17 protein-coding genes and 1 pseudogene are annotated in these 23,541 nt (G+C 68.8%); 5 read left to right on the plus strand and 13 right to left on the minus strand.

Annotated elements, in window-relative coordinates:
- Positions 1-4: 4 nt before the first annotated feature.
- The 4 genes from ACGFNK_RS03635 to ACGFNK_RS03650 all read right to left on the minus strand — a co-directional run bounded on the left by ACGFNK_RS03635 (position 5) and on the right by ACGFNK_RS03650 (position 4,461).
- The gene (locus ACGFNK_RS03635) at positions 5-1,597 is read right to left on the minus strand and encodes a von Willebrand factor type A domain-containing protein (protein ID WP_393411522.1); all 1,593 of its coding nucleotides are present in this window, start codon (positions 1,595-1,597) and stop codon (positions 5-7) included.
- Positions 1,598-1,777: 180 nt separating this feature from the next.
- Positions 1,778-3,619 carry a hypothetical protein gene (locus ACGFNK_RS03640; RefSeq protein WP_393411524.1) on the minus strand — a complete coding sequence of 614 codons (1,842 nt, stop codon included), beginning with the start codon at positions 3,617-3,619 and terminating at the stop codon, positions 1,778-1,780.
- A 145-nt stretch (positions 3,620-3,764) separates the two neighbouring features.
- Positions 3,765-4,007, minus strand: coding sequence for a hypothetical protein (locus ACGFNK_RS03645; protein ID WP_386352675.1), 243 nt, complete (start codon positions 4,005-4,007; stop codon positions 3,765-3,767).
- Between the two features lie 124 nt (positions 4,008-4,131).
- Positions 4,132-4,461: a hypothetical protein gene (locus tag ACGFNK_RS03650; protein WP_393411526.1), complete on the minus strand. Its 330-nt coding sequence runs from the start codon at positions 4,459-4,461 to the stop codon at positions 4,132-4,134.
- A 290-nt stretch (positions 4,462-4,751) separates the two neighbouring features.
- Between ACGFNK_RS03650 and ACGFNK_RS03655 the strand changes: the two genes are divergently transcribed.
- The gene (locus ACGFNK_RS03655; RefSeq protein WP_386352670.1) at positions 4,752-5,087 is read left to right on the plus strand and encodes a hypothetical protein; all 336 of its coding nucleotides are present in this window, start codon (positions 4,752-4,754) and stop codon (positions 5,085-5,087) included.
- 93 nt (positions 5,088-5,180) lie between these two features.
- Here ACGFNK_RS03655 and ACGFNK_RS03660 read toward each other — a convergent pair whose 3' ends face one another.
- The 3 genes from ACGFNK_RS03660 to ACGFNK_RS03670 form a co-directional block, all read right to left on the minus strand.
- Entirely contained in the window at positions 5,181-5,690 is a 510-nt protein-coding gene (locus tag ACGFNK_RS03660; protein ID WP_386352668.1) for a hypothetical protein, read from the minus strand.
- Positions 5,691-5,891: 201 nt separating this feature from the next.
- The gene (locus tag ACGFNK_RS03665) at positions 5,892-6,770 is read right to left on the minus strand and encodes an ABC transporter permease (RefSeq protein ID WP_393411529.1); all 879 of its coding nucleotides are present in this window, start codon (positions 6,768-6,770) and stop codon (positions 5,892-5,894) included.
- Positions 6,767-9,556 carry an alpha/beta fold hydrolase gene (locus tag ACGFNK_RS03670; protein WP_393411531.1) on the minus strand — a complete coding sequence of 930 codons (2,790 nt, stop codon included), beginning with the start codon at positions 9,554-9,556 and terminating at the stop codon, positions 6,767-6,769. The genes ACGFNK_RS03665 and ACGFNK_RS03670 overlap by 4 nt, the downstream gene beginning before the upstream one ends.
- Positions 9,557-9,956: 400 nt before the next feature.
- Here ACGFNK_RS03670 and ACGFNK_RS03675 point away from each other — a divergent pair, with 400 nt between their 5' ends.
- A complete protein-coding gene (locus ACGFNK_RS03675; RefSeq protein WP_393411533.1) occupies positions 9,957-11,165 on the plus strand; it encodes a S8 family peptidase in 1,209 nt (402 codons plus the stop codon).
- A 250-nt stretch (positions 11,166-11,415) separates the two neighbouring features.
- On the opposite strand, the gene ACGFNK_RS03680 is transcribed toward ACGFNK_RS03675, so the two are convergent.
- The 4 genes and pseudogenes from ACGFNK_RS03680 to ACGFNK_RS03695 form a co-directional block, all read right to left on the minus strand.
- Positions 11,416-12,843, minus strand: coding sequence for a sialidase family protein (locus tag ACGFNK_RS03680; RefSeq protein ID WP_393411535.1), 1,428 nt, complete (start codon positions 12,841-12,843; stop codon positions 11,416-11,418).
- 131 nt (positions 12,844-12,974) lie between these two features.
- Complete coding sequence (locus tag ACGFNK_RS03685) at positions 12,975-13,319, minus strand: hypothetical protein (RefSeq protein WP_393411537.1); 345 nt, start codon at positions 13,317-13,319, stop codon at positions 12,975-12,977.
- Positions 13,316-15,250, minus strand: a complete 1,935-nt coding sequence (gene iolD, locus ACGFNK_RS03690; RefSeq protein WP_393411539.1) for a 3D-(3,5/4)-trihydroxycyclohexane-1,2-dione acylhydrolase (decyclizing) — start codon at positions 15,248-15,250, stop codon at positions 13,316-13,318. The genes ACGFNK_RS03685 and iolD overlap by 4 nt, the downstream gene beginning before the upstream one ends.
- A pseudogene (locus ACGFNK_RS03695) lies at positions 15,247-15,700 on the minus strand (5-deoxy-glucuronate isomerase); the annotation flags it as partial. The gene iolD and the pseudogene ACGFNK_RS03695, both read right to left, overlap by 4 nt.
- A 388-nt stretch (positions 15,701-16,088) precedes the next feature.
- Between ACGFNK_RS03695 and ACGFNK_RS03700 the strand changes: the two are divergent.
- The 3 genes from ACGFNK_RS03700 (at position 16,089) to ACGFNK_RS03710 (ending at position 19,239) form a co-directional block, all read left to right on the plus strand.
- The gene (locus ACGFNK_RS03700) at positions 16,089-16,289 is read left to right on the plus strand and encodes a helix-turn-helix transcriptional regulator (RefSeq protein ID WP_386352649.1); all 201 of its coding nucleotides are present in this window, start codon (positions 16,089-16,091) and stop codon (positions 16,287-16,289) included.
- 448 nt (positions 16,290-16,737) lie between these two features.
- Positions 16,738-16,959: a heavy-metal-associated domain-containing protein gene (locus ACGFNK_RS03705; protein ID WP_386352646.1), complete on the plus strand. Its 222-nt coding sequence runs from the start codon at positions 16,738-16,740 to the stop codon at positions 16,957-16,959.
- Between the two features lie 21 nt (positions 16,960-16,980).
- Positions 16,981-19,239: a heavy metal translocating P-type ATPase gene (locus ACGFNK_RS03710; RefSeq protein ID WP_393411543.1), complete on the plus strand. Its 2,259-nt coding sequence runs from the start codon at positions 16,981-16,983 to the stop codon at positions 19,237-19,239.
- A 532-nt stretch (positions 19,240-19,771) separates the two neighbouring features.
- Here the strand turns inward: ACGFNK_RS03710 and ACGFNK_RS03715 are convergent.
- Positions 19,772-21,061 carry a citrate synthase gene (locus tag ACGFNK_RS03715; RefSeq protein WP_393411545.1) on the minus strand — a complete coding sequence of 430 codons (1,290 nt, stop codon included), beginning with the start codon at positions 21,059-21,061 and terminating at the stop codon, positions 19,772-19,774.
- 209 nt (positions 21,062-21,270) lie between these two features.
- Entirely contained in the window at positions 21,271-23,541 is a 2,271-nt protein-coding gene (locus ACGFNK_RS03720; RefSeq protein ID WP_393411548.1) for an ATP-dependent RecD-like DNA helicase, read from the minus strand.

Below are 23,541 nucleotides of genomic sequence, written 5' to 3' on the forward strand. Positions count from 1 at the left end.
TCCGCTACCGGCGCCCGGCCTGTTCGATCGTGTCGGCGAGTTGGCGTACCTCCTCGGACTCCGTGGTGTCGGCCAACTCGTCTGCGCGGTCGGACAGTTCAGGCAGTGAGGGGGCAGCGGGGAGACTGGACCAGCGGGAGTCGCCGGAGCGAAGGGCATCGGCGAAATAGGCGGCTATGGCGGTGACCTGGAGTCCGTTGCGGGCGTTGTCGCGGCTCCACAGGGGCTGGTTGAGGGCTTCGAACTCCAGCTGGGCCGACTCCTCGTGCGGGGTGCGGGTGTCGGGGTCGAGCCAGCGGACGGTCGCGGTGGCGAGGTGGCCGAAGGCGCCGGGCTTGGTGCGGACGGCGTATAGGGCCGTGACCGTGTGGCCGGGGCCGATCTCGCCGCCGTCGACGCTGTCGTTGCGGAAGTCCTCGTCGGCGACCTGGCGGTTGTCGTAGCCGATGAGCCGGAACTGCTCGACCGTCTGCGGGTCGAAGGCGACCTGCGCCTTGGCGTCACGGGCCGTCAGGTCGATGTTGCGGGGCAGACGGTCGACGAAGACCGTGCGGGCGTCCTTTTCGTTCGATACGTAGGTGGTGTGGCCGTCGCCCTTGTCGGCGAGCTGTTCCATCAGGGCGTCGCCGTAGTCGCTGCCGACGCCGACGCCGAACAGGGTGATGCCGTGCTCGCGGCGGGCGTCGGAGATACGGTCCAGGATCGAGTCGGCGTCGGTGTCACCGGTGTTGGCGAGGGCGTCGGAGAGCAGGACGACACGGTTGGTGGCGCCTTCGCGGCGGCCCTCGACGGCGGTGGCGTATCCGGTGTCGACGCCCGCGCCGAGGTTGGTGGAGAGGGTGGGTTCCAGCGTGTCGACGGCGTCGTGGACGCGGTCGCGGTTGTCGCCGAGGCGGGTCATTGGGAGTACGGTCTCGGCCTCGTCGCTGAAGGTGACGATCGCGACGGAGTCGTCGTCGCGCAGTTCGTCCGTCATCACGCCGAGGGACTTCTTGACCAGGTCGAGCCGGCCGGGCTCGCCCATGGAACCCGAGACGTCGATGACGAAGGTGAGGGCGGCGGGCGGCCGTTCCCCCCTGTCCTCGGCCGGGCGCGTGGCGAGACCGACGCGCACGAGCCGCCAGTCGTCGCTCTCCCCGCCTGCGTCCGTACGCGCGCCGTCGACCGTGACGGAGAAGCCGTCGCCGTCGGGACGCTCGTAGTTCTGGCGGAAACTGTTGATGAACTCCTCGGGCCGTATGGTCGCCGGGTCGGGCCGCCGGCCGTCGGCGAGGGTGCGGCGCGCGTACCCGTACGAGGCGGTGTCGACGTCCAGCGCGAACGTGGAGAGGTAGTCGGCGGGAGGCGGGGTGCTCTCGCGGATTTCGCCCTGCTGTTCGCCCGGGGTGGTGCCTTCGTCGGTGCCGGCGGGGCCGGTCGGCTGCGCGGGGGCTGGAGCCGGGAAGCGCTCGGTGTCGCTGGTCTTGTTGCTGCCGTCGTACGACGACTCGCCGGCGCCCGAGCCGCATGCGGCGAGCAGCAGGCAGCCCGCAGCCGTCAGAGCGGCAAGTGCGCCGCGCGGTCGCCGTGTTCGGTGTGTCGTCCGGTACTCGCCCATGTGGGCCCCCTCTGAGTTGACGTCGACGTCTGTGACTGTGACGCCGGAGAGGGCCGAGGTGTGCGGCACGGGGCGTTGCGGATCGATCTCGAAGCGGGCACGGCGGGCGCCTGTTGAGACCGGTAGGTGATCTTCCGGAGACCTGGGGGTGTCCGTAGCGGCCCTTACGACCCCGTGTTCTCAGCGGCAGATCGGGGCGAGTTCCGGCAGGGGCAGGTTCTTGGGCGGGTGGCATACGCGCATGAAGGGCCGTCTGGGCAGTCGCGGTGAGTCAACGGTCTGCGGGGCAACGGTCTGCGGGTCAGCGGGGTGCGTGGCGGGCGCCTTTCGCGGAGTGCCTTCGCTCGTGGGGGCAGGGGCCGGCGCGGGGGAAGTCGACGCCGGTGCCTCCGGGCGGGGGTGTGGGCGAGGGGAGGCGGGCCGGGGGCGTGCGGTGTCCACGGCTGGTGGGGGCGGGAGTGCGATGAGAGCACCGCTGCCGATGCTGGTTCGCTCCGGTGCCGGTACGGGGGAGGTCGGTGCCTTGGCCGGTGGCCGACTCGAGGTGGCGGACGCTTCCGGGGATGCGGTGGCCTCTGGAGTGAAGTCCGACGGCGTGGCTTTGGGGACTGCGGGGAGCTGCGTCGAGGGGCGGGCCGGCGACGACACCAGGGACTCCAGCGTCACCGCCGCCGCGGCAGCCAGGCCACCCCACCACAGGGGTGCCGGCACCCGGCCACGGATCCGGCGCAGGAATCCGCGCAGTGCCCCGCCGGCAACGCGCTTGCGCAGCATCCGGGCGGCGAGGCCGAGCAACTGCCACAGAATCAGGACCAGCCCGAGCAGGGGAAGCAGCAGGAAGAGGATCTGTACGCAGGCCGAGGCCACGCCGAGGACGGGGTTGCTGCCCGTAGTAGCGCCACTGGCCAGCGTGACCATGGTCTGCCAGGCAGTGGCTGCGAGATCCGGAAGCCGGACGAACACGATGCCGAGTTGGATCGCAATCGCCGGCAGCACCGTGAGCACCCAGACGGTGACGACGATCTGGGGCCAGCGCTTGAGGGCGTTGAGCCGTTCGTCCGCGGGCCGACGGAGGATGGTCCGCTTGAGAATGGGGCCGACGTACTTGAAGAGGTCCGGAATTCCGACCAGGTCGGAGACGATGTAGTACCCGTCGAACCGGAGCGTGGGCAACAACTGCTGTGCCATTTCCATGTTGACGAGCAGGAAGGTCACCAACAGCAGCGGGGATCCGGTGTGGAGGTACAGCAGGACCAGGCCGAGGATGAACAGGCCGTTGAAGTAGACGCCGCCCAGATCGGTGCGTAGACGTCCGCTCTTGCTCAGTCGGTAGGAGTTGGTGACGTCGGTGTAGAAGGCGGGCCACACCAGATAGATGCCGCATCCCATGGCTCCGGGCGGCACCTTCCCGTACCGGCAGGCCGCGGCATGACCGACCTCGTGGAACGCGGCGGAGGCCAGGGTCAGCAGCACCACGAGCAGGATGCCGGCCGGGTTGGCCATCACGTGCGCCATCGCCTGGCCCATGTTCTGCGTGCTGAACAGCCAGATCTCACTGGCGACGATCGCCGTGACGGCCACGACGAGGATGAGGGGCCGGTACAGCCAGGAGAACAGTCCGCTGATGAACCAGGTGGCCCGTTCGGAGACGAGTGCGGCACGAAAGCGCAGGCCCAGGAAGGGATGCTCGCTCTTGGTGACGGTGGGCTGCGAGCCGTCGGTGTAGGTGGTGATGCCCAGCGGCGCCAGCTTGCGGTCGATCAGGAAGGTCACGTGCTCGGCTCTGAAGGTGCGGCCCGTCGTACGACTGAGTTCGCGTGCGACACGCGACGTCAGCTGACGCCCATTCAACGGTCTTTTCGCTGCCCTGGAGAGCTCGTCCAGGATCTGAGCGGTCTGGTAGAGAAGGGGCGGTAGGTGGATCACCTGACCGTCGAAGCGGTAGACCAGTAGCGGAGGGTTGCGATATCCGGATCCCGCGAACTCGCCCACCAGCTCGGTGCCTTCGGTGAGGGTGGGCACCGCGGTGGAGGAAACGAGGCCGTCCCGGGCATCGGGCGTGGATACTCGCGTACTGATGTCAATCTCCAGACGTCGGGCGGTGGAACGCAGCCGGCCGCCACGCAAGGGCGAGGTCCCTCGCAGGTTCTCGCAGGGTTTCCAGGGCTCAGCGGCTGGTGACCGCGGCAGGAATACACGTCATGCTGCTGCCGCCGCCCAGACCCAAAGTGCCGAAGGCGTCCGGCACTCCCGGGGAGTTCGTGGCCTGGCATGCGTAAGCCACATTGCCCCCGCCCTGGGGAAAGTTGAATGTCGTATGCCTGCTGAGATCAATCAGTGACAGCAGAAACTTGCCGGGGATCAACTCACCGGAGAGTTCGTCGAGTTCCCGATAGTCGACGGCAGACATGTTTCCCATTCTTGATTCCTTGGAGTTCGAGCCCGCTGTGGGGTATTCGGCCGGACAATAGGACGAGCGGCCGAGGAATGGATGAGCAAGAGCCCGTCCATTCCTCGGCCGCTCGAACACGTTCCTAGAACACGGCAGTCGAAGCCGGAATACAGGTAAGGCTGGAGTTCGGGTACAGGGCGCCGCCGAGCGGAGTGCCGCCGTTGACCAGCCCGGGCGAGCCCAGGTTGTTGACGGACTGGCAGGCCGAGGTCGACAGGGCGCCGCGGGGAGCGGCGTCACCGCCCTCCGCGACCGCTGAGCTGGAGCTGCCCGAGCTGGCGGACCCGACACCGTCGCCGCCGCCGCCGTGGCCACCGAGGTTACCGACGGGAACCACCGTGGACAGCACCGAACGCTCGGGCAACATCTCGCCGGTCAGGCTGTCGAGCTCGTCGAAGCTGATCGTAGGCATGGAATTCCTCTCGTCTCCGCATGAATTACTGCTTGCGGGAGAAGTTCTAACAGACTGTCACCGCACCACCAGCGGCCACTGTGCCGCGCCGTCGCGGTAATTCACCTGTTCCGACCAGAAGGAGCTGCACCTCATATAAACGGGGTGACACCTCATGCAAACCTCATACAAATGGGCGAGCCCCGGTGGTGGGGAACCCCGGAAGTGGTTGACGTTGAGGGAGATGCATCGGCGATCCCGTCTGCTGGCAATCGACCAGCGATCGTCGGTGTCGGAAGGAATACGCGACCATGCGTTCTGCTCGAGTACTGCTCGGCTCAGCCGTGCTGGCCACGGCCGCTCTGACCCTGTCGGCGCCCGCCGCCTTCGCCGCGCCCGGAGACCACGCCGTCGTCCAGGGCCACGACGGCAAGGGCAAGGGCATAAAGAAGCACGGCCACGGCAACGGCGACGGGAACCCCAGTTCCAGCTCGAGTTCCAGCTCGAGCGCCAGCTCCAGCAGCTCCTCCGGGGGTGGTTTCGGCGGCGGTTTCGGCGGCGTGGTGAGCGTGCCTGCCTGCAGCGTCGTGACAAGCGAAGGATCTTCGGTGTTCACCTGCCTGCCGGGCGCGACCGCGGTCTTTTAAAGGGCCGCCTCTCGACTGACCGTTCCCGGACCGGGAACGATGGCAGAAGGACCGCCGCCTCGCATGAGGCGGCGGTCCTGTCACATGACTTGCCTAACTCGTTGCCGCGGTCGCTGTTCCGCACGTCGGGCAGCGGCGCCGTGCGGCGGCCTTTGTGGAGGCCCTTGCAGCGAGGGTGCCGAGGGCCTGCTGGAGGGCCAGTTCCACTGCGGCGGGGACGAACAGCGTCCCGGTGCCGTCGGGCGGTACCAGCCATCGGAAGCGTCCTGGCATCCGATCCGGCGCCGGCACCGTGATCCAGGCTCCCTTGCCCAGGTACCGGACATCCGAGCCGACCCAGCGGCCCTCGGGATCCGGCGGCAGGAAGAAGCCCACCCTGCGTGCGCCCGTGTCCGCGAGTACGGGGCCGGGCGCCTGCGGGATGCACAGCAGGGCGTCCAGAGCCGGCACGCCCAGTTCCTCCGGCACACTCAGCACGTCCCAGAACCGTCCGCAGGGCAGTACCGCGATCCCCTCGTATCCCTGCCACCGCCGCTTGCAGTCGCGCGGGTCGGTCGCGGCGGCGGCCAGCCACTCCGTGGCCTGCTTGGTGACTGTTTGCATGGTGCCCCTCCGGATCCGTTGGCCCCGCACATGCGGGACAGCGCTCTCCCCCTCACCGCCAGGGCTGGTCGGACCCTTGCCTGCTCATGCTGATGGATCTTTCTACTCTGCGGGAGGGGTGGCGCACCGTGGCGAATACGTCCCGGATGTTCGGGTCAGGAACAGGTGTTCCCTCCGGGCCCGGAAAAACCCACCGTCGGCCTACGAGACGACGTCCTTGCGGGCGAACCCGCGGAAGGCCAGGGCGAACAGCACCAGTGCGTATGTGACGGAGATGGCCGTGCCCTGGATCATCTCGCTGTAGTCCGGATCCGGCTGGATGACGTCCAGCCAGGCGTACTGCCAGTGCGCGGGGATGAAGTCGCGCCAGTCGCCGAGAGCCGTCACCTCGTCGAGGACGCTGCCGATGATCGTCAGGCCCACCGCGCCGCCGACCGCGCCCAGCGGGGCGTCCGTCCGGGTCGACAGCCAGAACGCCAGCCCGGCGGTGACGAACTGGGACACGAAGATGTACGCCATCACGATCAGCAGAAGCCGCGCGGCGTCGCCGCTGGGGAGGGTGCCGCCGACGGGCAGTTGGAGTGGGCCCCAGCCGTACGCGACCGTGCCGACGGCGAGGGCGATGACCGGCAGCAGCACCATCGCGGCCAGGCTGAGGGTGAGTCCGACGACGAGCTTGGACCACAGCAGCCGGGCGCGGGGCACGGGCGCCGCGAGCAGATAACGCAGTGACGACCAGCTCGCCTCCGAGGCGACCGTGTCTCCGCAGAACAGCGCCACGGGGACGACGAGCAGGAAGCCCGCGGACGCGAAGAGGTTCACCGCGGCGAAGTTCGCGCCGGACGCCGTGGCCGTGTCCATCAGGTTCACCCGGTCGTTGCCGTCGCCCGGTTCGCCGCCGACCTGGAAGGCGATGGCCAGGATGAACGGCAGGGCGGCCAGGACCCCGAACATGATGAGCGTGCGCCGCCGCTTCAACTGCCGTACGAGCTCTACGCGCAGTGGCAGCGTCCGCCCCGCCCGGTAGCCCTCCGCCACTTCTTCCTTCTCGACCTTCTCGGCCTTTTCGAGGGTGCTCATTCGAAGTCTCCGATCAGGGTGAGGAAGGCATCCTCCAGGCGACGGTGCGGGCCGATCGAGGCGACGGGCACTTCGAGCCGTACGAGCTCGACGAGCAGCGCGGCGCTCCGCTCGGTGACGCCGGGCGCGCCCTCGGATTCCGGGGCGCCGGAGACGGTCACCGTGCCCTGGGCGCGGTCCGCTCCGCCGGAAGCCCCCACGCCGGCGGTCTCGGGCACGGCGGCTGCCTCTGTGGATGCCGTCGCCGGAGTCAGCCGTACGAGCAGGCCGTCATCCGTCCGTACCGCCGACTCCACGTCCCGCAGGGCCGCCACCTTCTCCACCACCGGGTCGGCGATGTCGGAGGCCAGGCCGACGAGCAGGGTGTCGCCGCCGCCGATGATGTCGCCCACGGGGCCCGCCTGGACCAGGCGGCCGTGGTCCATGACCACGATGTGAGTGCAGGACTGCTCGACCTCGGCCAGCAGATGGCTGGAGAGGATGACCGTACGGCCGGCGGCCGCGTAGCGGATCACGACCTGGCGCATCTCTCGGATCTGCGGCGGGTCGAGGCCGTTGGTCGGCTCGTCCAGGATGAGGAGGTCGGGCAGGCCGAGCATGGCCTGGGCGATGGCGAGGCGCTGGCGCATGCCCTGGGAGTACGTGCGGACCGCGCGGGACAGGGCGTCACCGAGGCCCGCGATCTCCAGGGCTTCGTCCAGGTGCGCGTCCTCCGGCGGGCGGCCCGTGGCCCTCCAGTACAGCTCGAGATTCTCGCGGCCGGAGAGGTGGGGCAGGAAGCCCGCGCCCTCGACGAAGGAACCGACGCGGGACAGCACCGGGGCGCCCGGGCGGATCGCGTGGCCGAAGACCCGGATCTCCCCGCCGTCCGGCTTGATCAGGCCCATCAGCATGCGCAGCGTCGTCGTCTTGCCCGCGCCGTTCGGGCCCAGCAGGCCCAGAACTTGGCCCTTTTCCACCGTGAAGGACAGGTCCCGGACCGCGTAACGGTCGTTCGACTTGGCGTACTTCTTGCTCAAGTCCGTGATCTGGAGCGGGACATCGGCCAGTTCCGGGTCGGGGGCGGGTGCGGCGGTGGGGCGGCGGGCCGTCAGCAGCAGGGCCAGCGCCGTGAGCGCGCCGGCCAGCGGCAGCCACCACACCCATGCGGGCAGCGGTGCCGTCGCCTCCGAGTCGCCGAGTGGCATCGGCACCCTCAGGCCGCCGTCTCCCGCCATGGAGACCGTGTAGGTCGCCGGAGCCGTCGGTGAGGCGTAGCCGAGGTCCGTCGAGGCGAGGACCAGGCGCAGCCGGTGGCCGTCGTCCACCTCGTAGTCGATCGCCGGCAGAGTGAGCCGTACGTCCTTGCCGGCCTTCGCGTCCTCCACCCTGATCGGCTCGACCAGCTGGGCGGGCAGCACTTGCTGCGCGCCGCCGTCCGGTCCGACGTCGTACACCTTCGCGAAGAGCACGGCCTCCTCGCTGGTCGACTTCACATGGACCGTTGCCGTCGGCGAGCCGGTGATCTGGAGGTCCTCCACGAAGGGCTCGGAGTCGAATGCGGCGAACTGGCCCGGGAAGTCGAGGGACACACCGATCCCGAGCGAGGAGAGCTGGGAGAGGCCGCCGGCGCCGCCGAGGCCGGGCAGGGCGGAGACGGCGGGCGGGTTGGCGCCCGCCGGGTTCTCGAAGGTCTGCTCACGCCCGGACAGGGCGATCGGACGCGTCTTGCTCGTCAGGCCGGGATAGCTGTCCGAGCTCACGCTGGTCAGCCGTGTGGTGCCCTCCTGGGAATCGACGCCGCCGCTGCGCGTGACCTGGAACGCGGGGCCGGTGTCCGCCCCCGGCTCGTCCTTCAGATAGCGGTCGAACCAGTCGCCCACGCGCGCGGACACCCGGGCCGCCTCCATGTCGCCGCCGTCGTGACCGCCCGAGATCCAGTCGACGTCCACGGGCGCGCCGTTGGCCCGGATCGCCTTGGCCATCGCGTCGGCCTGGCCGAGCGGGAACAGGGAGTCGGTCTGGCCCTGCGTGATGAGCGTCGGCACGTTGATCTCGTCGCCGACGGCGGACGGGGAGCGGGCTTCCAGCAGCTCCCGCGCCTCGGCGTCCGGCTCGCCGGACTCCGCGACCCGCTGGTACATCTCGCACAGCGTGGCCTCGAATTTGTCGCAACCGCCGCCGGTGTTCATGAAGATCCCGGCCCACAGCTTCTTGAAGACGCCGTTCGGGAACAGTGCGTCCGCGAGGTTCCAGTACGTGATCGCCGGGGCGATCGCGTCCACCCGCTGGTCGTGACCGGCCGCGAGCAGCGAGACCGCGCCGCCGTACGAGGCGCCGGTGGCGCCGACGCGCGGGTCGCCGTCCCGGTCCAGCTCGACCTCGGGGCGCTCGGCCAGCCAGTCGATCAGCTTGGAGACGTCGGCGACCTCGCCCTTGGGGTCGTTCAGGCCGATCTTGCCCGTGGACTTGCCCATTCCGCGTGCCGACCAGGTCAGCACCGCATACCCGTCGCGCGCCAGGTCCTCCGCCTGGGACCGTACGTCTTCCTTGCTGCCGCCGAAGCCGTGCGTGAGGAGGACGGCAGGGCGGCGGCCGGAGCCCGATGTGAAGTAGGAGGTGTCGATCTTCACCCCGCTGCCCATGGCCATGACTCTGTCGGCCCGGTCCACAGGTGCGGCCTCGTCCGAGGCGACGGCCGTCCACGTACCGGCGCCGGCGAGCACGACCACGGCGGCCGCGGCGGCGATCAGCCGGCGCGGCCTCCGAAGTACGGCCCCGCGCAGTCGGGGCAGTCGAAGATCCATGCGTCAACGGTAAGTGCCGCCGCCGACAACGGATGCCGTCTCCGGTCGGAAGTGGCAGACCTCCCACGGTCGTACGGCCTTCATTGCGCATACCGCAACCGCGGTACGCGGGCCATGGGCAACCGCGCGATGAATCTGAACGACCCGGCCCAGATCGCCGCACTCACGGCGCGCCACGAGGCCGGCTTCGTGCGCTCAGTCGGTCAGCCGCGGACCAGCCCTTGAGTGACTGTCATGTCGTCGGATACTCCGGCACAGGTTCCGCCCATATGGGGTGACTAGTGGTCATCAAGGATGAAAAGCACCAATAGAGCATTTAAATGATCATCTGTCTGGTCATCCTCGGATCAGCAGCATCAGCGAACACCGTCACGGGTCCGCCCGAGGAAGGCTCTTCAGGATGAGAGAAATGTTCACCGCCCGGCGGCGGATCGCCGCGGCGATCGCCGCGGCGGCCGCGGCCGCCGTCATCGGGTGCGGTACCGCCCTGCCCGCCGAGGCCACCCCGGCCACCGGAAGGATTCTGCACGAGGATTCCGTCAACGCCATCGACAACAGCTACATCGTCGCGCTGAAGGAGTCCGCCGGTTTCAACGCGAACTCGACGAAAGGCGATGAACTGGCGGCCAAGTACGGCGCCACGGTGGAGCGGACCTACAGCGCCGCGCTCAATGGCTACGCCGTCCGTGTCAGCGCCTCCGGTGCGAGGAGTTTCGCCGCTGACCCAGCCGTCGCGTTCGTCGAGCAGGACCAGGAGGTCCACGTCAATGGGACGCAGATCCTCCCGCCGTGGGGCCTGGACCGGATCGACCAGGCCAACCGTCCACTCAACCTGACGTACACGTATCCGGATACGGCGGGCGGATCCGCGACCGTGTACGTGATCGACACCGGCGTGCGTATCACTCACAGTCAGATTGACGGGCGCGCCAGGTACGGCTACGACTTTGTCGACCGTGACCCCATCGCCGCCGACGGCAACGGTCACGGAACGCACGTCGCCACCACGGCCGCCGGCAGTACGTACGGCGTGGCGAAGCTCGCCGATATCGTGGCGGTACGGGTGCTGAACAACAGCGGGTCCGGCACCGCCTCCGGCGTCATCGCGGGCGTCGACTGGGTCACTTCGCGCCGCGTCGGGCCGTCGGTCGCCAACATGTCGCTGGGCGCCGGCGCCAGCACGGCGCTGGACACCGCGGTGAGGAACTCCATCGCCTCCGGTATCACCTACGCGGTGGCCGCCGGCAACTCGACCCGGAATGCCGCCAACTTTTCACCCGCCCGGGTGGGTGCTGCCCTCACCGTGGGGGCCAGCACAAGCTCTGACTACAGATCCAGTTTCTCCAACTACGGTTCCGTGGTCGATATGTTCGCCCCCGGTTCGTCGATTCCCGCCGGCTGGCACACCAGCGACACGGCGACGCGCACGCTCTCCGGCACCTCGATGGCGGCCCCCCATGTCGCGGGAGCCGCGGCGGTCTACCTCACCTCGCACCCCACCGCCCGTCCGGCGACCGTACACAGCGCTCTCGTCAACGGGGCCACGACCGGAGTTCTGAGCAACATCGGATCCGGTTCACCCAACAGGCTCCTCAGACTCGTGCCGTAGGTGACGTCGGCCGAGTGCTGAGGCGCAGGACCAGACGGGGCCCGCCCTGGTGGGTCTTGATCTCCCACCGCTGGGCGCACAGTTCATGAAGAGGTTGGCGAGCACGGGCGACACTGCAGACCCCTGGGGCCCCCAGGGGTCTGGCTTTTTGCTCCTACGAACCGCTCCGCCGGCGCTTGCCGCATCGGTAATCAGCGCAATGGCCAGCAGTCATTTAGGAGTTGCTGGTTGGTCTCCTGGCGCGGTTGATCTAACTGGCTGCGCCGCCAGTGATCGGCAGCCCACCGGTGGGCACGAACATCGCCATGTCGAAAGTCGTTCCCTCGGGGGTCGAGGCGACGGGGATGACGCTGAAGGCGTTGCCACCAGGGGGAACCGAGGTGGAGATGTAGTCGCCGAACATGCGGCCCTTTGAGGTTGTGGGAAGCCAGGAGAGGTTCATGGGACCGGCGACCTCGGTGGCGGAACTCCATGTGGAACCGCCGTCGGTGGAGGAGATGAAGCCGGCGAAGAGCTGACAGGTCGCCGAGGTGCAGTTGGCATTGGGGTAGTAGTAATAGGTCAGACCGATCCTGGCTGTGGCACCCGAGGTACTGGGGTCGACGCCGATGCCCGGCACGAAATGGTCGACCGTGCTGTTGCCGGCATCGATGGGAACGCGAAGCGGGGCCGCCCAGGTCGTTTCGCTGGTGGATTTACTGATCACGATGTCGTTGCTGGCGCAGGTGGTCCGGAACCGGCAGTCCGACCAGGCGACGTAGGCCGTGCCGTTGGCGTCGATCTCGGCAGAGGGCAGGGTGTGGGGGGCGCGCAAGCCTCCGGCCACTGTGTGGTGCCTGACGTTGGAGACGAGAACGCTGGCGCGCCAGCTCGAACCGCCGTTGATGGAGCGGAACGAGCGAATCGAGCCGCCGGAGGAGCGGAAGGGCACGAGCACTGTCCCATTGGGACGGACGATCGGCTGACCGCCGAGACCGCGGGCACTGTCGGAGGTCGACCTGGGCGTACCCCAGCTCAGGCCGCCATCTGTGGACGTCCGCATCCGCATCAGGCTGCCGGAGCTGGTGATGTCGTACTGGGTGTAACAGTTCCCGAAGAAGGGGCTGGTGGGGTGGTTGTCGCAAACGATCCAGTTCTTGTCGACGGAGCCGGACGCGGTGGTGATCGGGTTGCTCCAGGTCAGCCCGCCGTCGGTCGAGCGGCTGGTGAAGACCCGGCGGCCAGGGCAGTTCAAGGCGAGGCTGGAAATGAGCCAGACGTTGTGGCGGGCGTCGAAGGCCACCGAGGGATCACTGGCCTGCCCGCACGGCCCGGCCTCGTTTCGCGTGATGCCCGGGAGGTAGCCGTGGGTCCAGTTGGCGCCGCCGTCCGTCGAGCGCGCGAAACCGATGTTGGACGCGCCGCCGCCGTGGACCCGCCCTACTTGGAACGCCGAGACGATGGTGTTTCCGAAGGTGAACGTGTCTGGTTCGACCTCGGTGCGGTGCTGAGCCTGGGAATCGGTGTACGGGTCGGAACTGACCTGAGTCACCGGGACGTTCGCTGCCGCGAGCAACGGCTTCGCAGAGCCGGACGAAGCGCTCGGCGTCGACGTTGCCACCGGAGCCGACGTGAGCAGCGCGGTCACCATGAGCGGCAGCGCGAAAGTGGCGGCGAGAAACATTCTTGTACGGGACACGCTGCTGTCGCCTTTGCTCAACGGGAACTGTTAAAGCTGAGGCGGCAGCGAAGCACGGATCACCGGCGGCATCCGTCAGGCCACACCGGCCAATCGGGGAAATCCGCCGGGTGGGCGATGACGATCGGCTGTCATCTCTCAAGAGGCAGCGGCATGGAGGGGCAGAACTGGGATCGAGCCCGCATCGGCGCAACGCCTCGATCGACCTTCATCGAGGCCGACGGGTCCTTTTCGCTCGGCTTGAGCACGAAGGATCTCGGTCCGCCGGGCGAGCGAGGACTGCCCCAGGTCGCGTACGCCTCCTTGGCGGCGGCGACCACCGCGTCCACCTCGTCCACGGTCGCGAAGGCGACCTGAGTGGTCACGGCGCCGGTCGCCAGGTCGGTGACCGGCCCGTACGTACCCGACACACCCTCGACGGTCTTGCCACCGATCCAGTGGCTGACGGTCTTCGTCGTGTCCGGAAACGCCCTCACAGATGGCGGCGGCGAGTGGCCGCGTGGCGGTCGTACACCTCGCGTGCCTTGACCGCCGACGAGCGGGTCGCGGTCTCGGCCACGGGTACGTCCCACCAGGCCTGCGCCGGAGGCGCGCCCGTGACCGTGTCCGCCGTCTCGGTCTCCACGTGGACACATATGGGTGTGTCGGCGGCCCGCGCCTCGGCGAGGGCGGCCCGCAGATCGCGTACGGTCTTCGCGCGCAGCACCCGCATACCCAGGCTGGCCGCGTTGGCGGCGAGGTCGACAGGCAGCGGGCGCCCCGTGAAGGTGCCGTCCTCGGACCGGTGGCGGTAGGCGGTGGCGAACCGTTCCGCGCCCACGGTCTCGGAGAGGCCGCCGATGGACGCGTACCCGTGGTTCTGCAGGATCACGACCTTGATCGCGATGCCTTCCTGGACGGCGGAGACGATCTCCGTCGGCATCATCAGATACGTGCCATCGCCGACCAGCGCCCATACGGGACGGTCCGGCGCCGCCATGCGCACGCCGATCGACGCCGGGATCTCGTAGCCCATGCAGGAGTAGCCGTACTCGACGTGGTACTGGTCCCTCGACCGCGTCCGCCACAGCTTGTGCAGGTCACCGGGGAGCGAGCCGGCCGCGTTGATCAGGATGTCGTCCCCGGTGACCAGCTCGTCGAGCAGACCGAGGACCTGCGGCTGGGTGGGCCGGGTGTCCGGCTCGTCCGCCTCATAGGCCGCGTCGACCCGGTGCTCCCAGCGCTCCTTGTCGTCCGTGTAATCGGTGACGTACGCGGGTTCGGCACGGTGGCCGTGCATCGCGAGCGACTCGGTGAGAGCCTCCAGCCCCGTGCGGGCGTCCGCGATCAGCGGCTGGCCGGACAGCTTGTGGCCGTCGAAGGGGGCGATGTTGAGGTTCAGGAAGCGGACGCCCTGGGCGGAGAAGAGGGTGCCGGATGCGGTGGTGAAGTCGGTGTAGCGGGTGCCGACGCCGATCACCAGGTCGGCGGTGCGGGCCAGTTCGCAGGCGGTCGCGGTGCCGGTGTGCCCGATGCCGCCGACGTCCGCCGGGTGGTCCCAGGCCAGCGAGCCCTTGCCCGCCTGGGTCGAGGCGACCGGGATACGGGTGGTGTCGGCGAACTCCTTCAGCGCGTCCTCGGCCTCACTGTGGTGCACTCCGCCGCCCGCGACGACCAAGGGGCGCCGGGCGTCCCGTACGGCCCTGACCGCGGCGGCCAGTTCCTCCGGGTCCGCGCCCGGACGGCGGACGGCCCAGACGCGGTCGGCGAAGAACTCCTCCGGCCAGTCGTACGCCTCGGCCTGCACGTCCTGCGGCAGCGCGAGCGTGACGGCGCCCGTCTCGACCGGGTCGGTGAGCACGCGCATCGCCTGGAGGGCGGCCGGGATGAGGGCTTCGGGACGCATGACGCGGTCGAAGTACTTCGACACCGGGCGCAGACAGTCGTTCACCGACACATCACCGGCGTACGGGACCTCGAGCTGCTGGAGGACCGGGTCGGCGGGGCGGGTCGCGAAGATGTCGCCGGGCAGGAGCAGTACGGGGAGATGGTTGATCGTGGCGAGGGCGGCGCCTGTGACGAGGTTGGTGGCGCCCGGGCCGATGGATGTCGTGACGGCGTGGGTGCTCAGGCGGTGCGACTGACGTGCGTAGCCGACCGCCGCGTGCACCATGGCCTGTTCATTGCGGCCCTGGTGGTACGGCATGACGGGAGGTCCGGAGGGCGTCCCCCCGGAAGGAACAGTGGCGTACTCGAGAAGCGCCTGTCCCAGCCCGGCGACGTTGCCGTGCCCGAAGATGCCCCAGGTGGCGCCGATCAGCCGGCGGCGCACCCCGTCCCGTTCCGTGTACTGGGCGGCCAGGAACCGCACCAGCGCCTGCGCGACCGTCAGCCTTGTCGTCGCCGTTGACGTCTTCGGCTCTGTCATCGGAAGCCCTCTGTGCTTTCTACGTGTCCCGAGTGGAAGCAGATCCGCCCCCGCCTGTCCTCACCCGGGCCGGCCGTCACGTTCAAGTAGTACCTCGCGTGACCGGGCTGGGCGATGGACGGGCCGTGCAATCCGTCGAGTACGAGGAAGGCATCGCCGGTGCGGACCTCGGCGAGGACATCGGAACCGCCCTCACGCGAGGGAAATACGCGCCGGCAGCCGAATCCGTTCGCTCGTGGGTCGGACGGGAACCTCCGGCGCGGGGCCGTAGCGGGCGGGGAGTCGTCGCTCGCACTTCGCTCCTGCCAGGGCGAAGCGGCGTCCCACGCCGGAGGCGATCTGCACCCGGGCGTCGAAAGGGGCGTCCGCGAAGTCCGTCACTTCGCTGAACGCGCCCTCTCTGCCCGGGAGTTCAAGTGGTGTGGCCTCTGCTGGGGCGGTACGGGTGCCGTTGTTCACCGGACCGCCCCGTCTTCAGCGCGTCCTCGCTACTGGACTCCAGCACGCCGGATTCCAGCGCGCCGGATTTCAGGGCATCGGACACCGCGGACTCGTCCATCGGGTTCCCTTCGCTTCGCTTCGGCTGCTCCCAGGTCTAGCGGCGCTGCGCGATGCCTGTCAATTGGTTGTCCAGACATTCGGACTAGGTCTCAGTTGCCGCGGCGCGTCACCTCTGTCACAAATACCGCCGTTCTGTCACACCCGTCCCGGTCGCGCGGGGCTTGCGTCACACCCGGGCGACAGGCACAGGCCCACGGTCACGCGATGTCGTTGGACGGTCACAGCCATGTGATCGCCAGCGCAGTGCCTTCGCGGCGCGCGCGGGGAGGTGCTATTGATGACCGACCGACAGCTCTGGTCGTACAAGGACATCGCGGCGCACATTCAGGTGCAGCCGGACACCGTGCGGTCTTATCGCAAGCACGGGATGCTTCCGCCGCCGGACCATGTGGAGTCCGGCAAGCCGTATTGGTATGCGGACACCATCCGGGCGTGGGTGGCCTCCCGGCCGGGGAACAGGGGGCGGCGGGCCGATTGACCTGCCGGTTTTTTCGCCCCTGCCGCCCCTACCCGTCCCATCCCTGGGGCTGCGCCCCGGGACCCCGCCAGGGGGTGGGGGTGACACGTCGTGTCGCGGCTGCGGGTACGTCGTGGCCCAGTCGCGCAGTTCCCCGCGCCCCTAAAAGCAAAAGCCTGCGCCCCGACGAAACTCTTACTTGCTCACCGGCGGGAGGGGACGTGGGCCGGTGCGTCGTATGCCCGTCGCTTAGGTTCTGTCTCAGGTCACCTTCGCTCTGTACCGACACCGGGCCGTACGCCCCGCCTGCGACGGGCTGACGCACCGGCCCGCGGCCCCGCACCCACCAGCCACCCAGGGGCGCGGGGAACTGCGCGACCAGCCACCCACCACCCAGGCTTTGGAGAAATACCCCCTAGGGGTACAGTGGGGAGCGAACGGTACCCCTACGCCCCCGAGGAGCAACGACATGACCGCACAGACCACCGTCACCTATCAGGTGAAGGGCATGAGCTGCGCCCACTGCGAAGGCTCCGTCTCCAGCGAGCTCTCCGAGATTCCCGGTGTCAGCTCGGTGAAGGCCGTCGCCTCGACCGGTGAGGTCACCGTCTTCTCCGCCGCCCCGCTCGACGAGGACGCCGTACGTGCCGCGATCGACGAGGCCGGGTTCGAACTCGCCGGCAAGGTCTGACCACACCAACGGACGCCCGACATGAGCAGCACGGCAACACCCCCCGCCACGCACGAGAACGCCGAGGTCGAGCTCACCATCGGCGGCATGACCTGCGCCTCCTGCGCGGCCCGCGTCGAGAAGAAGCTCAACCGCATGGACGGCGTCACCGCCACGGTGAACTTCGCGACGGAGCGCGCGAAGGTCTCGTACGAAGACGGCATACGCGTCGCCGACCTGATCGCCACCGTGGAGAAGACCGGCTACACGGCCGAGGAGCCGGCACCCCCGGAGCCGGAGCTCGAAGCAGAGGTCCCCCGCGAAGACCCCGAACTCGCCTCCCTGCGCGAGCGCCTGACCGTCTCCGCCGTGCTCGCCCTCCCCGTGGTCCTCCTCTCCATGATCCCGCCCCTCCAGTTCGACAACTGGCAGTGGCTGTCCCTCACGCTCGCCGCGCCCGTCGTCGTATGGGGCGGACTGCCGTTCCACCGGGCGACGTTCACGAACGCCCGGCACGGCGCGGCCACCATGGACACGCTCGTCTCCGTCGGCACGCTGGCCGCCTTCGGCTGGTCCGTATGGGCGTTGTTCTGGGGCCACGCGGGGATGCCGGGCATGCGGCACGGCTTCGACTTCACGGTGGCGCGTGCGGACGCCTCGTCGACGATCTACCTAGAAGTGGCCGCGGGAGTCGTCACCTTCATCCTCCTCGGCCGCTATCTGGAGGCCCGTTCCAAGCGGAGCGCGGGCGCCGCGCTGAGGGCCCTCATGGAGCTGGGCGCCAGGGACGTCTCCGTACTGCGGGAGGGGCTTGAGGTACGCGTCCCCGTCGCCGATCTCAAGGTCGGTGACCGCTTCGTCGTACGGCCCGGCGAGAAGGTCGCCACCGACGGCACCGTCGTCGAGGGCACCTCGGCGGTCGACGCGTCGATGCTGACCGGCGAGTCGGTGCCGGTGGACGTGACCGTCGGCGACGCCGTGACGGGCGCGACCGTGAACGCCGGCGGCAGGCTCGTCGTCGAGGCGACCCGCATCGGCGCGGACACACAGCTGGCGCGGATGGCGAAGCTCGTCGAGGACGCGCAGAACGGGAAGGCCGAGGCGCAGCGTCTCGCCGACCGGATCTCCGCCGTCTTCGTCCCCGCCGTCCTGCTGATCGCCGTCGCCACGTTCGGCGTCTGGCTGGGCACGACGGACGAGCTGACCGCCGCCTTCACGGCCGCCGTCGCGGTGCTGATCATCGCCTGCCCGTGCGCGCTCGGCCTCGCGACCCCGACCGCCCTCATGGTCGGCACCGGCCGCGGCGCCCAGCTCGGCATCCTCATCAAGGGCCCCGAGGTCCTGGAGTCCACGCGCCGCGTCGACACGGTCGTCCTGGACAAGACCGGCACGGTCACCACCGGCCGCATGACCCTCCAGGAGGTGTACGCCGCTGCCGGCGCCGACGAGAAGCAGGTACTGCGGCTCGCCGGCGCCCTGGAGCACGCCTCCGAGCACCCGATCGCACGGGCCGTCGCGACGGGCGCGGAGGAAGCTACCGGAACCCTCCCGGCCGTGGCCGGCTTCGAGAACGTCGCCGGGCTCGGCGTACGCGGGACGGTCGACGGGCACGAGGTGCTGGTCGGGCGGGCGCGGCTGCTCGACGAGGCCGGTGTCGCGCTGCCGGAGGAGCTGACCGCGCTGAAGACGCGGGCCGAGGCGGAGGGGCGTACCGCCGTGGCCGTCGCCTGGGACGGGGTGGCACGCGGTGTCCTGACCGTCGCCGACGCGGTCAAGGAGACCAGCGCCGAGGCGGTCCGCGAGCTGCGCGCCCTGGGGCTGACGCCCGTCCTGCTGACCGGGGACAACCGGACCGTCGCCGAGTCCGTGGCGCGCCGCGTCGGCATCGACGAGGCGTTCGTCTTCGCCGAGGTGCTGCCGCAGGACAAGGTCGAGGTGATCAGGCGGCTCCAGGCCGAGGGCCGGGCCGTCGCGATGGTCGGCGACGGCGTCAACGACGCGGCCGCGCTCGCCGTCGCCGATCTGGGGCTTGCCATGGGCACGGGGACTGACGCGGCGATCGAGGCGGGCGATCTGACGCTCGTACGCGGGGATCTGCGGGTGGCCGCGGACGCGATCCGGCTGTCGCGGAAGACCCTTGCCACGATCAAGGGCAATCTCGTCTGGGCCTTCGGCTACAACGTGGCCGCGCTGCCGCTGGCAGCGGCGGGGTTGCTGAATCCGATGATCGCGGGCGCCGCGATGGCGTTCTCCTCGGTGTTCGTGGTGACGAACAGTCTTCGACTCCGGGCATTTCGGTGATGTCGAAGTAAGAACCCCTCTAGAGTCCGACGCGAGCCTCACATAAGCTCTTCACAAGGCCCGCGCATCTTCCTTACTCTTGGGCTCCGATAGCGATATCGGGTCTCTTGTGCATCTTCAGGACATATGCAAGAGACGCAGATCACAGTGATGTGAACGTAACCCTCGAAGGAGTTCGTGAGTCTAAGTTGGCGATGTCAGAAGCGTCTTGGGGGGCGTGACTGACATCTGGGGATGTCTTGGGGGACGTTCCCGGAGCTGCGTTGCCGGGACACGTACACGGGGAGCTTGAGCGGCCCTCCCGTACGGGTCCCGGCAGACCGCACTCGCTTCAGTACGGACAGTTCAGCAGCACACGCAGTACATCGAGTTCTGCTCGTTTAGATCACAGCGATTCAGGCGCTGTCCTCAGGCGCCCGGCCGGATCCCGTGGGGGGAATCCGAACCGGGACAAGGAAGGCGCCCCGACTCCGGCCCGTGGGGGGACCGGCAGCGGGGCGCCTTCCGTTTTGCCACGTACTACGTACAGGCGTCAGCGAGACTCGACCGGGACGAAGTCCCGCAGAACCTCGCCCGTGTAGATCTGGCGCGGGCGGCCGATACGGGAACCCGGTTCCTTGATCATCTCGTGCCACTGGGCGATCCAGCCGGGCAGACGGCCGAGCGCGAACAGGACCGTGAACATCTCGGTCGGGAAGCCCATGGCGCGGTAGATCAGACCGGTGTAGAAGTCCACGTTCGGGTAGAGGTTGCGCGAGACGAAGTAGTCGTCGGAGAGCGCGTGCTCCTCCAGCTTGAGCGCGATGTCCAGCAGCTCGTCGGACTTGCCGAGAGCCGAGAGGACGTCGTGCGCGGCGGCCTTGATGATCTTGGCGCGAGGGTCGAAGGACTTGTACACCCGGTGGCCGAAGCCCATCAGGCGGACGCCGTCCTCCTTGTTCTTCACCTTGCGGATGAAGGAGTCGACGTCGCCGCCGTTGGCCTTGATGCCCTCCAGCATCTCCAGCACGGACTGGTTGGCGCCGCCGTGCAGCGGGCCCCAGAGCGCGGAGATACCGGCGGAGATCGAGGCGAACATGTTCGCCTGCGAGGAGCCGACCAGGCGGACGGTGGACGTCGAACAGTTCTGCTCGTGGTCCGCGTGCAGGATCAGCAGCTTGTCGAGCGCGGAGACGACGACCGGGTCCAGGTCGTACTCCTGCGCCGGGACCGAGAAGGTCATACGCAGGAAGTTCTCGACGTAACCGAGATCGTTGCGCGGGTAGACGAAGGGGTGCCCGATCGACTTCTTGTACGCGTACGCCGCGATCGTCGGAAGCTTGGCGAGCAGGCGGATCGTGGAGAGGTTGCGCTGCGTCTCGTCGAACGGATTGTGGCTGTCCTGGTAGAAGGTGGACAGCGCGGAGACCACCGAGGACAGCATCGCCATCGGGTGGGCGTCGCGCGGGAAGCCACGGTAGAAGTTCTTGACGTCCTCATGCAGCAGGGTGTGCTGCGTGATGTCGCCCTTGAAGGCGGCGAGCTCGTCGACCGTGGGCAGTTCGCCGTTGATCAGCAGGTAGGCCACCTCGAGGAAGGTGGAGCGCTCTGCCAGCTGCTCGATCGGGTAACCGCGGTACCGGAGGATGCCCTGCTCACCGTCGAGATAGGTGATGGCGGATTTATAGGCGGCGGTGTTGCCGTAACCACTGTCCAGCGTGACCAGACCGGTCTGAGCACGGAGCTTCCCGATGTCGAAGCCCTTGTCACCGACGGTGCTGTCTATCACCGGGTAGGTGTACTCGCCGTCGCCGTACCGCAGTACTACAGAGTTGTCGCTCACGTCATCCCTCACCGACGTTGTGCCTCTTCTTCGAGGTGCCCTGACTGCTTCTACCATCCCCCATTTGGCGCAGGAGAGTGCACTCGGGGTCGACCATGGGGCCTATTGGCGGCACTCAGTGCCGTCACCCTGCTCATCCTGCCCCCCTTCGCCCTGCTTCCGGAAGTGCTCTGTGACCCTTGCGACTCATTTGATCGATCAAATCTCGCTCACGGGTCGAGAGGCCGGGGTGAGAGCCGGAAATCCAGGGCCGTACAGCGCCGTCCCGCCGACACCGTGCGCACCGCCTGGCCTATCGCCCTGCGTGAACCGACCAGCACCACAAGCTTCTTGGCGCGGGTGACCGCCGTGTAGAGCAGGTTGCGCTGGAGCATCATCCAGGCACTGGTGGTCACCGGGATCACCACCGCCGGGTACTCACTGCCCTGGGAGCGGTGGATCGTCACCGCATACGCGTGCGCCAGCTCGTCGAGCTCGTCGAATTCGTACGGCACCTCCTCGTCCTCGTCGGTCAGCACCGTCAGCCGCTGGTCGTCCAGGTTGAGGGAGGTGACCACGCCGACCGTGCCGTTGAAGACACCGTTCGTGCCCTTCTCGTAATTGTTGCGAATCTGCGTGACCTTGTCGCCGACGCGGAAGACCCGGCCTCCGAAGCGCTTCTCCGGGAGGTCGGGCCGGGCAGGGGTGATCACCTGCTGGAGCAGACCGTTGAGGGTGCCGGCGCCCGCCGGGCCGCGGTGCATGGGGGCGAGGACCTGGACGTCGCGGCGTGGATCGAGGCCGAACTTCGCGGGAATGCGGCGGGCCGCCACGTCCACCGTGAGCCGGCCCGCCTCCTCCGTGTCGTCCTCGACGAAGAGGAAGAAGTCCTTCAGGTCCTGGGTGACCGGCTGCTTGCCCGCGTTGATCCGGTGGGCGTTCGTCACCACCCCCGACTGCTGGGCCTGCCGGAAGACACGGGTGAGGCGGACGGCCGGGACCGGGCTGCCGTCGGCGAGCAGGTCGCGCAGGACCTCGCCGGCGCCGACGCTCGGCAGCTGGTCGACGTCGCCCACGAGGAGCAGATGCGCCCCCGGAGGCACCGCCTTCACCAGCTTGTTGGCCAGCAGGAGGTCGAGCATCGATGCCTCGTCCACGACCACCAGGTCGGCGTCCAGCGGGCGGTCCTTGTCGTACGCCGCGTCCCCGCCGGGCTTGAGCTCCAGGAGCCGGTGCACGGTCGAGGCGTCCGCGCCCGTGAGCTCGGCCAGCCGCTTGGCGGCCCGGCCCGTGGGCGCCGCCAGCACGACCTTGGCCTTCTTGGCGCGGGCCAGCTCCACGATGGAACGGACCGTGAAGGACTTGCCGCAACCGGGGCCTCCGGTGAGCACGGCGACCTTCTCGGTGAGGGCGAGACGGACGGCATCTTCCTGCTCGGGGGCCAGCTCCGCTCCCGTACGGTCCTTGAGCCAGGCCAGGGCCTTGTCCCAGGCCACGTTCCGGAAAGACGGCATCCGGTCCCCGTCGGTGCGCAGGAGACGCAACAGCTGGGCGGACAAGGAGAGTTCGGCCCGGTGGAAGGGGACCAGGTAGACGGCCGTCACGGGGTCGCCGCCGTCGTGGCCGGGGACCTTTTCCCGTACGACTCCGGGGTCGCCGTCGTCCTCCTGGGGCGCCGCCAGTTCCCCGAGGCACTCGATGACAAGGCCGGTGTCCACCTGGAGCAGCTTCACCGCGTCCGCGATCAGCTGCTCCTCCGGGAGGAAGCAGTGGCCCTGGTCGGTGGACTGCGAAAGGGCGTACTGGAGACCGGCCTTGACGCGCTCCGGGCTGTCGTGCGGGATGCCCACGGACTGGGCGATCTTGTCGGCGGTCAGGAAGCCGATGCCCCAGACGTCGGACGCGAGCCGGTACGGCTGGTTCTTGACCACCGAGATCGAGGCGTCGCCGTACTTCTTGTAGATGCGGACCGCGATCGACGTCGACACCTCGACGGTCTGGAGGAAGAGCATGACCTCCTTGATCGCCTTCTGTTCCTCCCAGGCGTCGGCGATCTTCTTGGTCCGCTTGGGGCCGAGGCCGGGGACCTCGATGAGCCGCTTCGGCTCCTCCTCGATGATCTGGAGGGTGTCGAGCCCGAAGTGCTGGGTGATGCGGTCCGCGAAGACCGGACCGATGCCCTTGACCAGGCCGGAGCCCAGATAGCGGCGGATGCCCTGGACGGTGGCCGGCAGCACCGTCGTGTAGTTCTCCACCGTGAACTGCTTGCCGTACTGAGGATGGGAACCCCAGCGCCCCTCCATCCGCAGGGACTCCCCCACCTGGGCACCGAGCAGCGCTCCCACGACCGTCAGCAGATCGCCGCCGCCCCGTCCGGTGTCCACCCGGGCGACCGTGTAGCCGTTCTCCTCGTTGGCGTACGTGATCCGCTCCAGCACGCCCTCGAGAACCGCCAGGTTCCGCGCCCCGGTGCCCGCCTGGTTCCCCGCCAGATTCGACAT

It is taken from the genome of Streptomyces sp. NPDC048825 (genome assembly GCF_043198355.1).
GTDB lineage: Bacteria > Actinomycetota > Actinomycetes > Streptomycetales > Streptomycetaceae > Streptomyces > Streptomyces xiangluensis.

Excerpts from the sequence above, each read along its gene's own strand:
- ACGFNK_RS03720 (WP_393411548.1), bottom strand. The coding sequence starts at position 23,541 with ATGTCGAATCTGGCGGGGAACCAGGCGGGCACCGGGGCGCGGAACCTG.
- ACGFNK_RS03670 (WP_393411531.1), bottom strand. The coding sequence starts at position 9,556 with ATGGATCTTCGACTGCCCCGACTGCGCGGGGCCGTACTTCGGAGGCCG.
- ACGFNK_RS03710 (WP_393411543.1), top strand. The coding sequence starts at position 16,981 with ATGAGCAGCACGGCAACACCCCCCGCCACGCACGAGAACGCCGAGGTC.
- iolD (WP_393411539.1), bottom strand. The coding sequence starts at position 15,250 with ATGACAGAGCCGAAGACGTCAACGGCGACGACAAGGCTGACGGTCGCG.
- ACGFNK_RS03665 (WP_393411529.1), bottom strand. The coding sequence starts at position 6,770 with ATGAGCACCCTCGAAAAGGCCGAGAAGGTCGAGAAGGAAGAAGTGGCG.
- ACGFNK_RS03635 (WP_393411522.1), bottom strand. The coding sequence starts at position 1,597 with ATGGGCGAGTACCGGACGACACACCGAACACGGCGACCGCGCGGCGCA.
- ACGFNK_RS03645 (WP_386352675.1), bottom strand. The coding sequence starts at position 4,007 with ATGTCTGCCGTCGACTATCGGGAACTCGACGAACTCTCCGGTGAGTTG.
- ACGFNK_RS03660 (WP_386352668.1), bottom strand. The coding sequence starts at position 5,690 with ATGCAAACAGTCACCAAGCAGGCCACGGAGTGGCTGGCCGCCGCCGCG.
- ACGFNK_RS03700 (WP_386352649.1), top strand. The coding sequence starts at position 16,089 with ATGACCGACCGACAGCTCTGGTCGTACAAGGACATCGCGGCGCACATT.
- ACGFNK_RS03675 (WP_393411533.1), top strand. The coding sequence starts at position 9,957 with ATGAGAGAAATGTTCACCGCCCGGCGGCGGATCGCCGCGGCGATCGCC.
- ACGFNK_RS03705 (WP_386352646.1), top strand. The coding sequence starts at position 16,738 with ATGACCGCACAGACCACCGTCACCTATCAGGTGAAGGGCATGAGCTGC.
- ACGFNK_RS03655 (WP_386352670.1), top strand. The coding sequence starts at position 4,752 with ATGCGTTCTGCTCGAGTACTGCTCGGCTCAGCCGTGCTGGCCACGGCC.
- ACGFNK_RS03650 (WP_393411526.1), bottom strand. The coding sequence starts at position 4,461 with ATGCCTACGATCAGCTTCGACGAGCTCGACAGCCTGACCGGCGAGATG.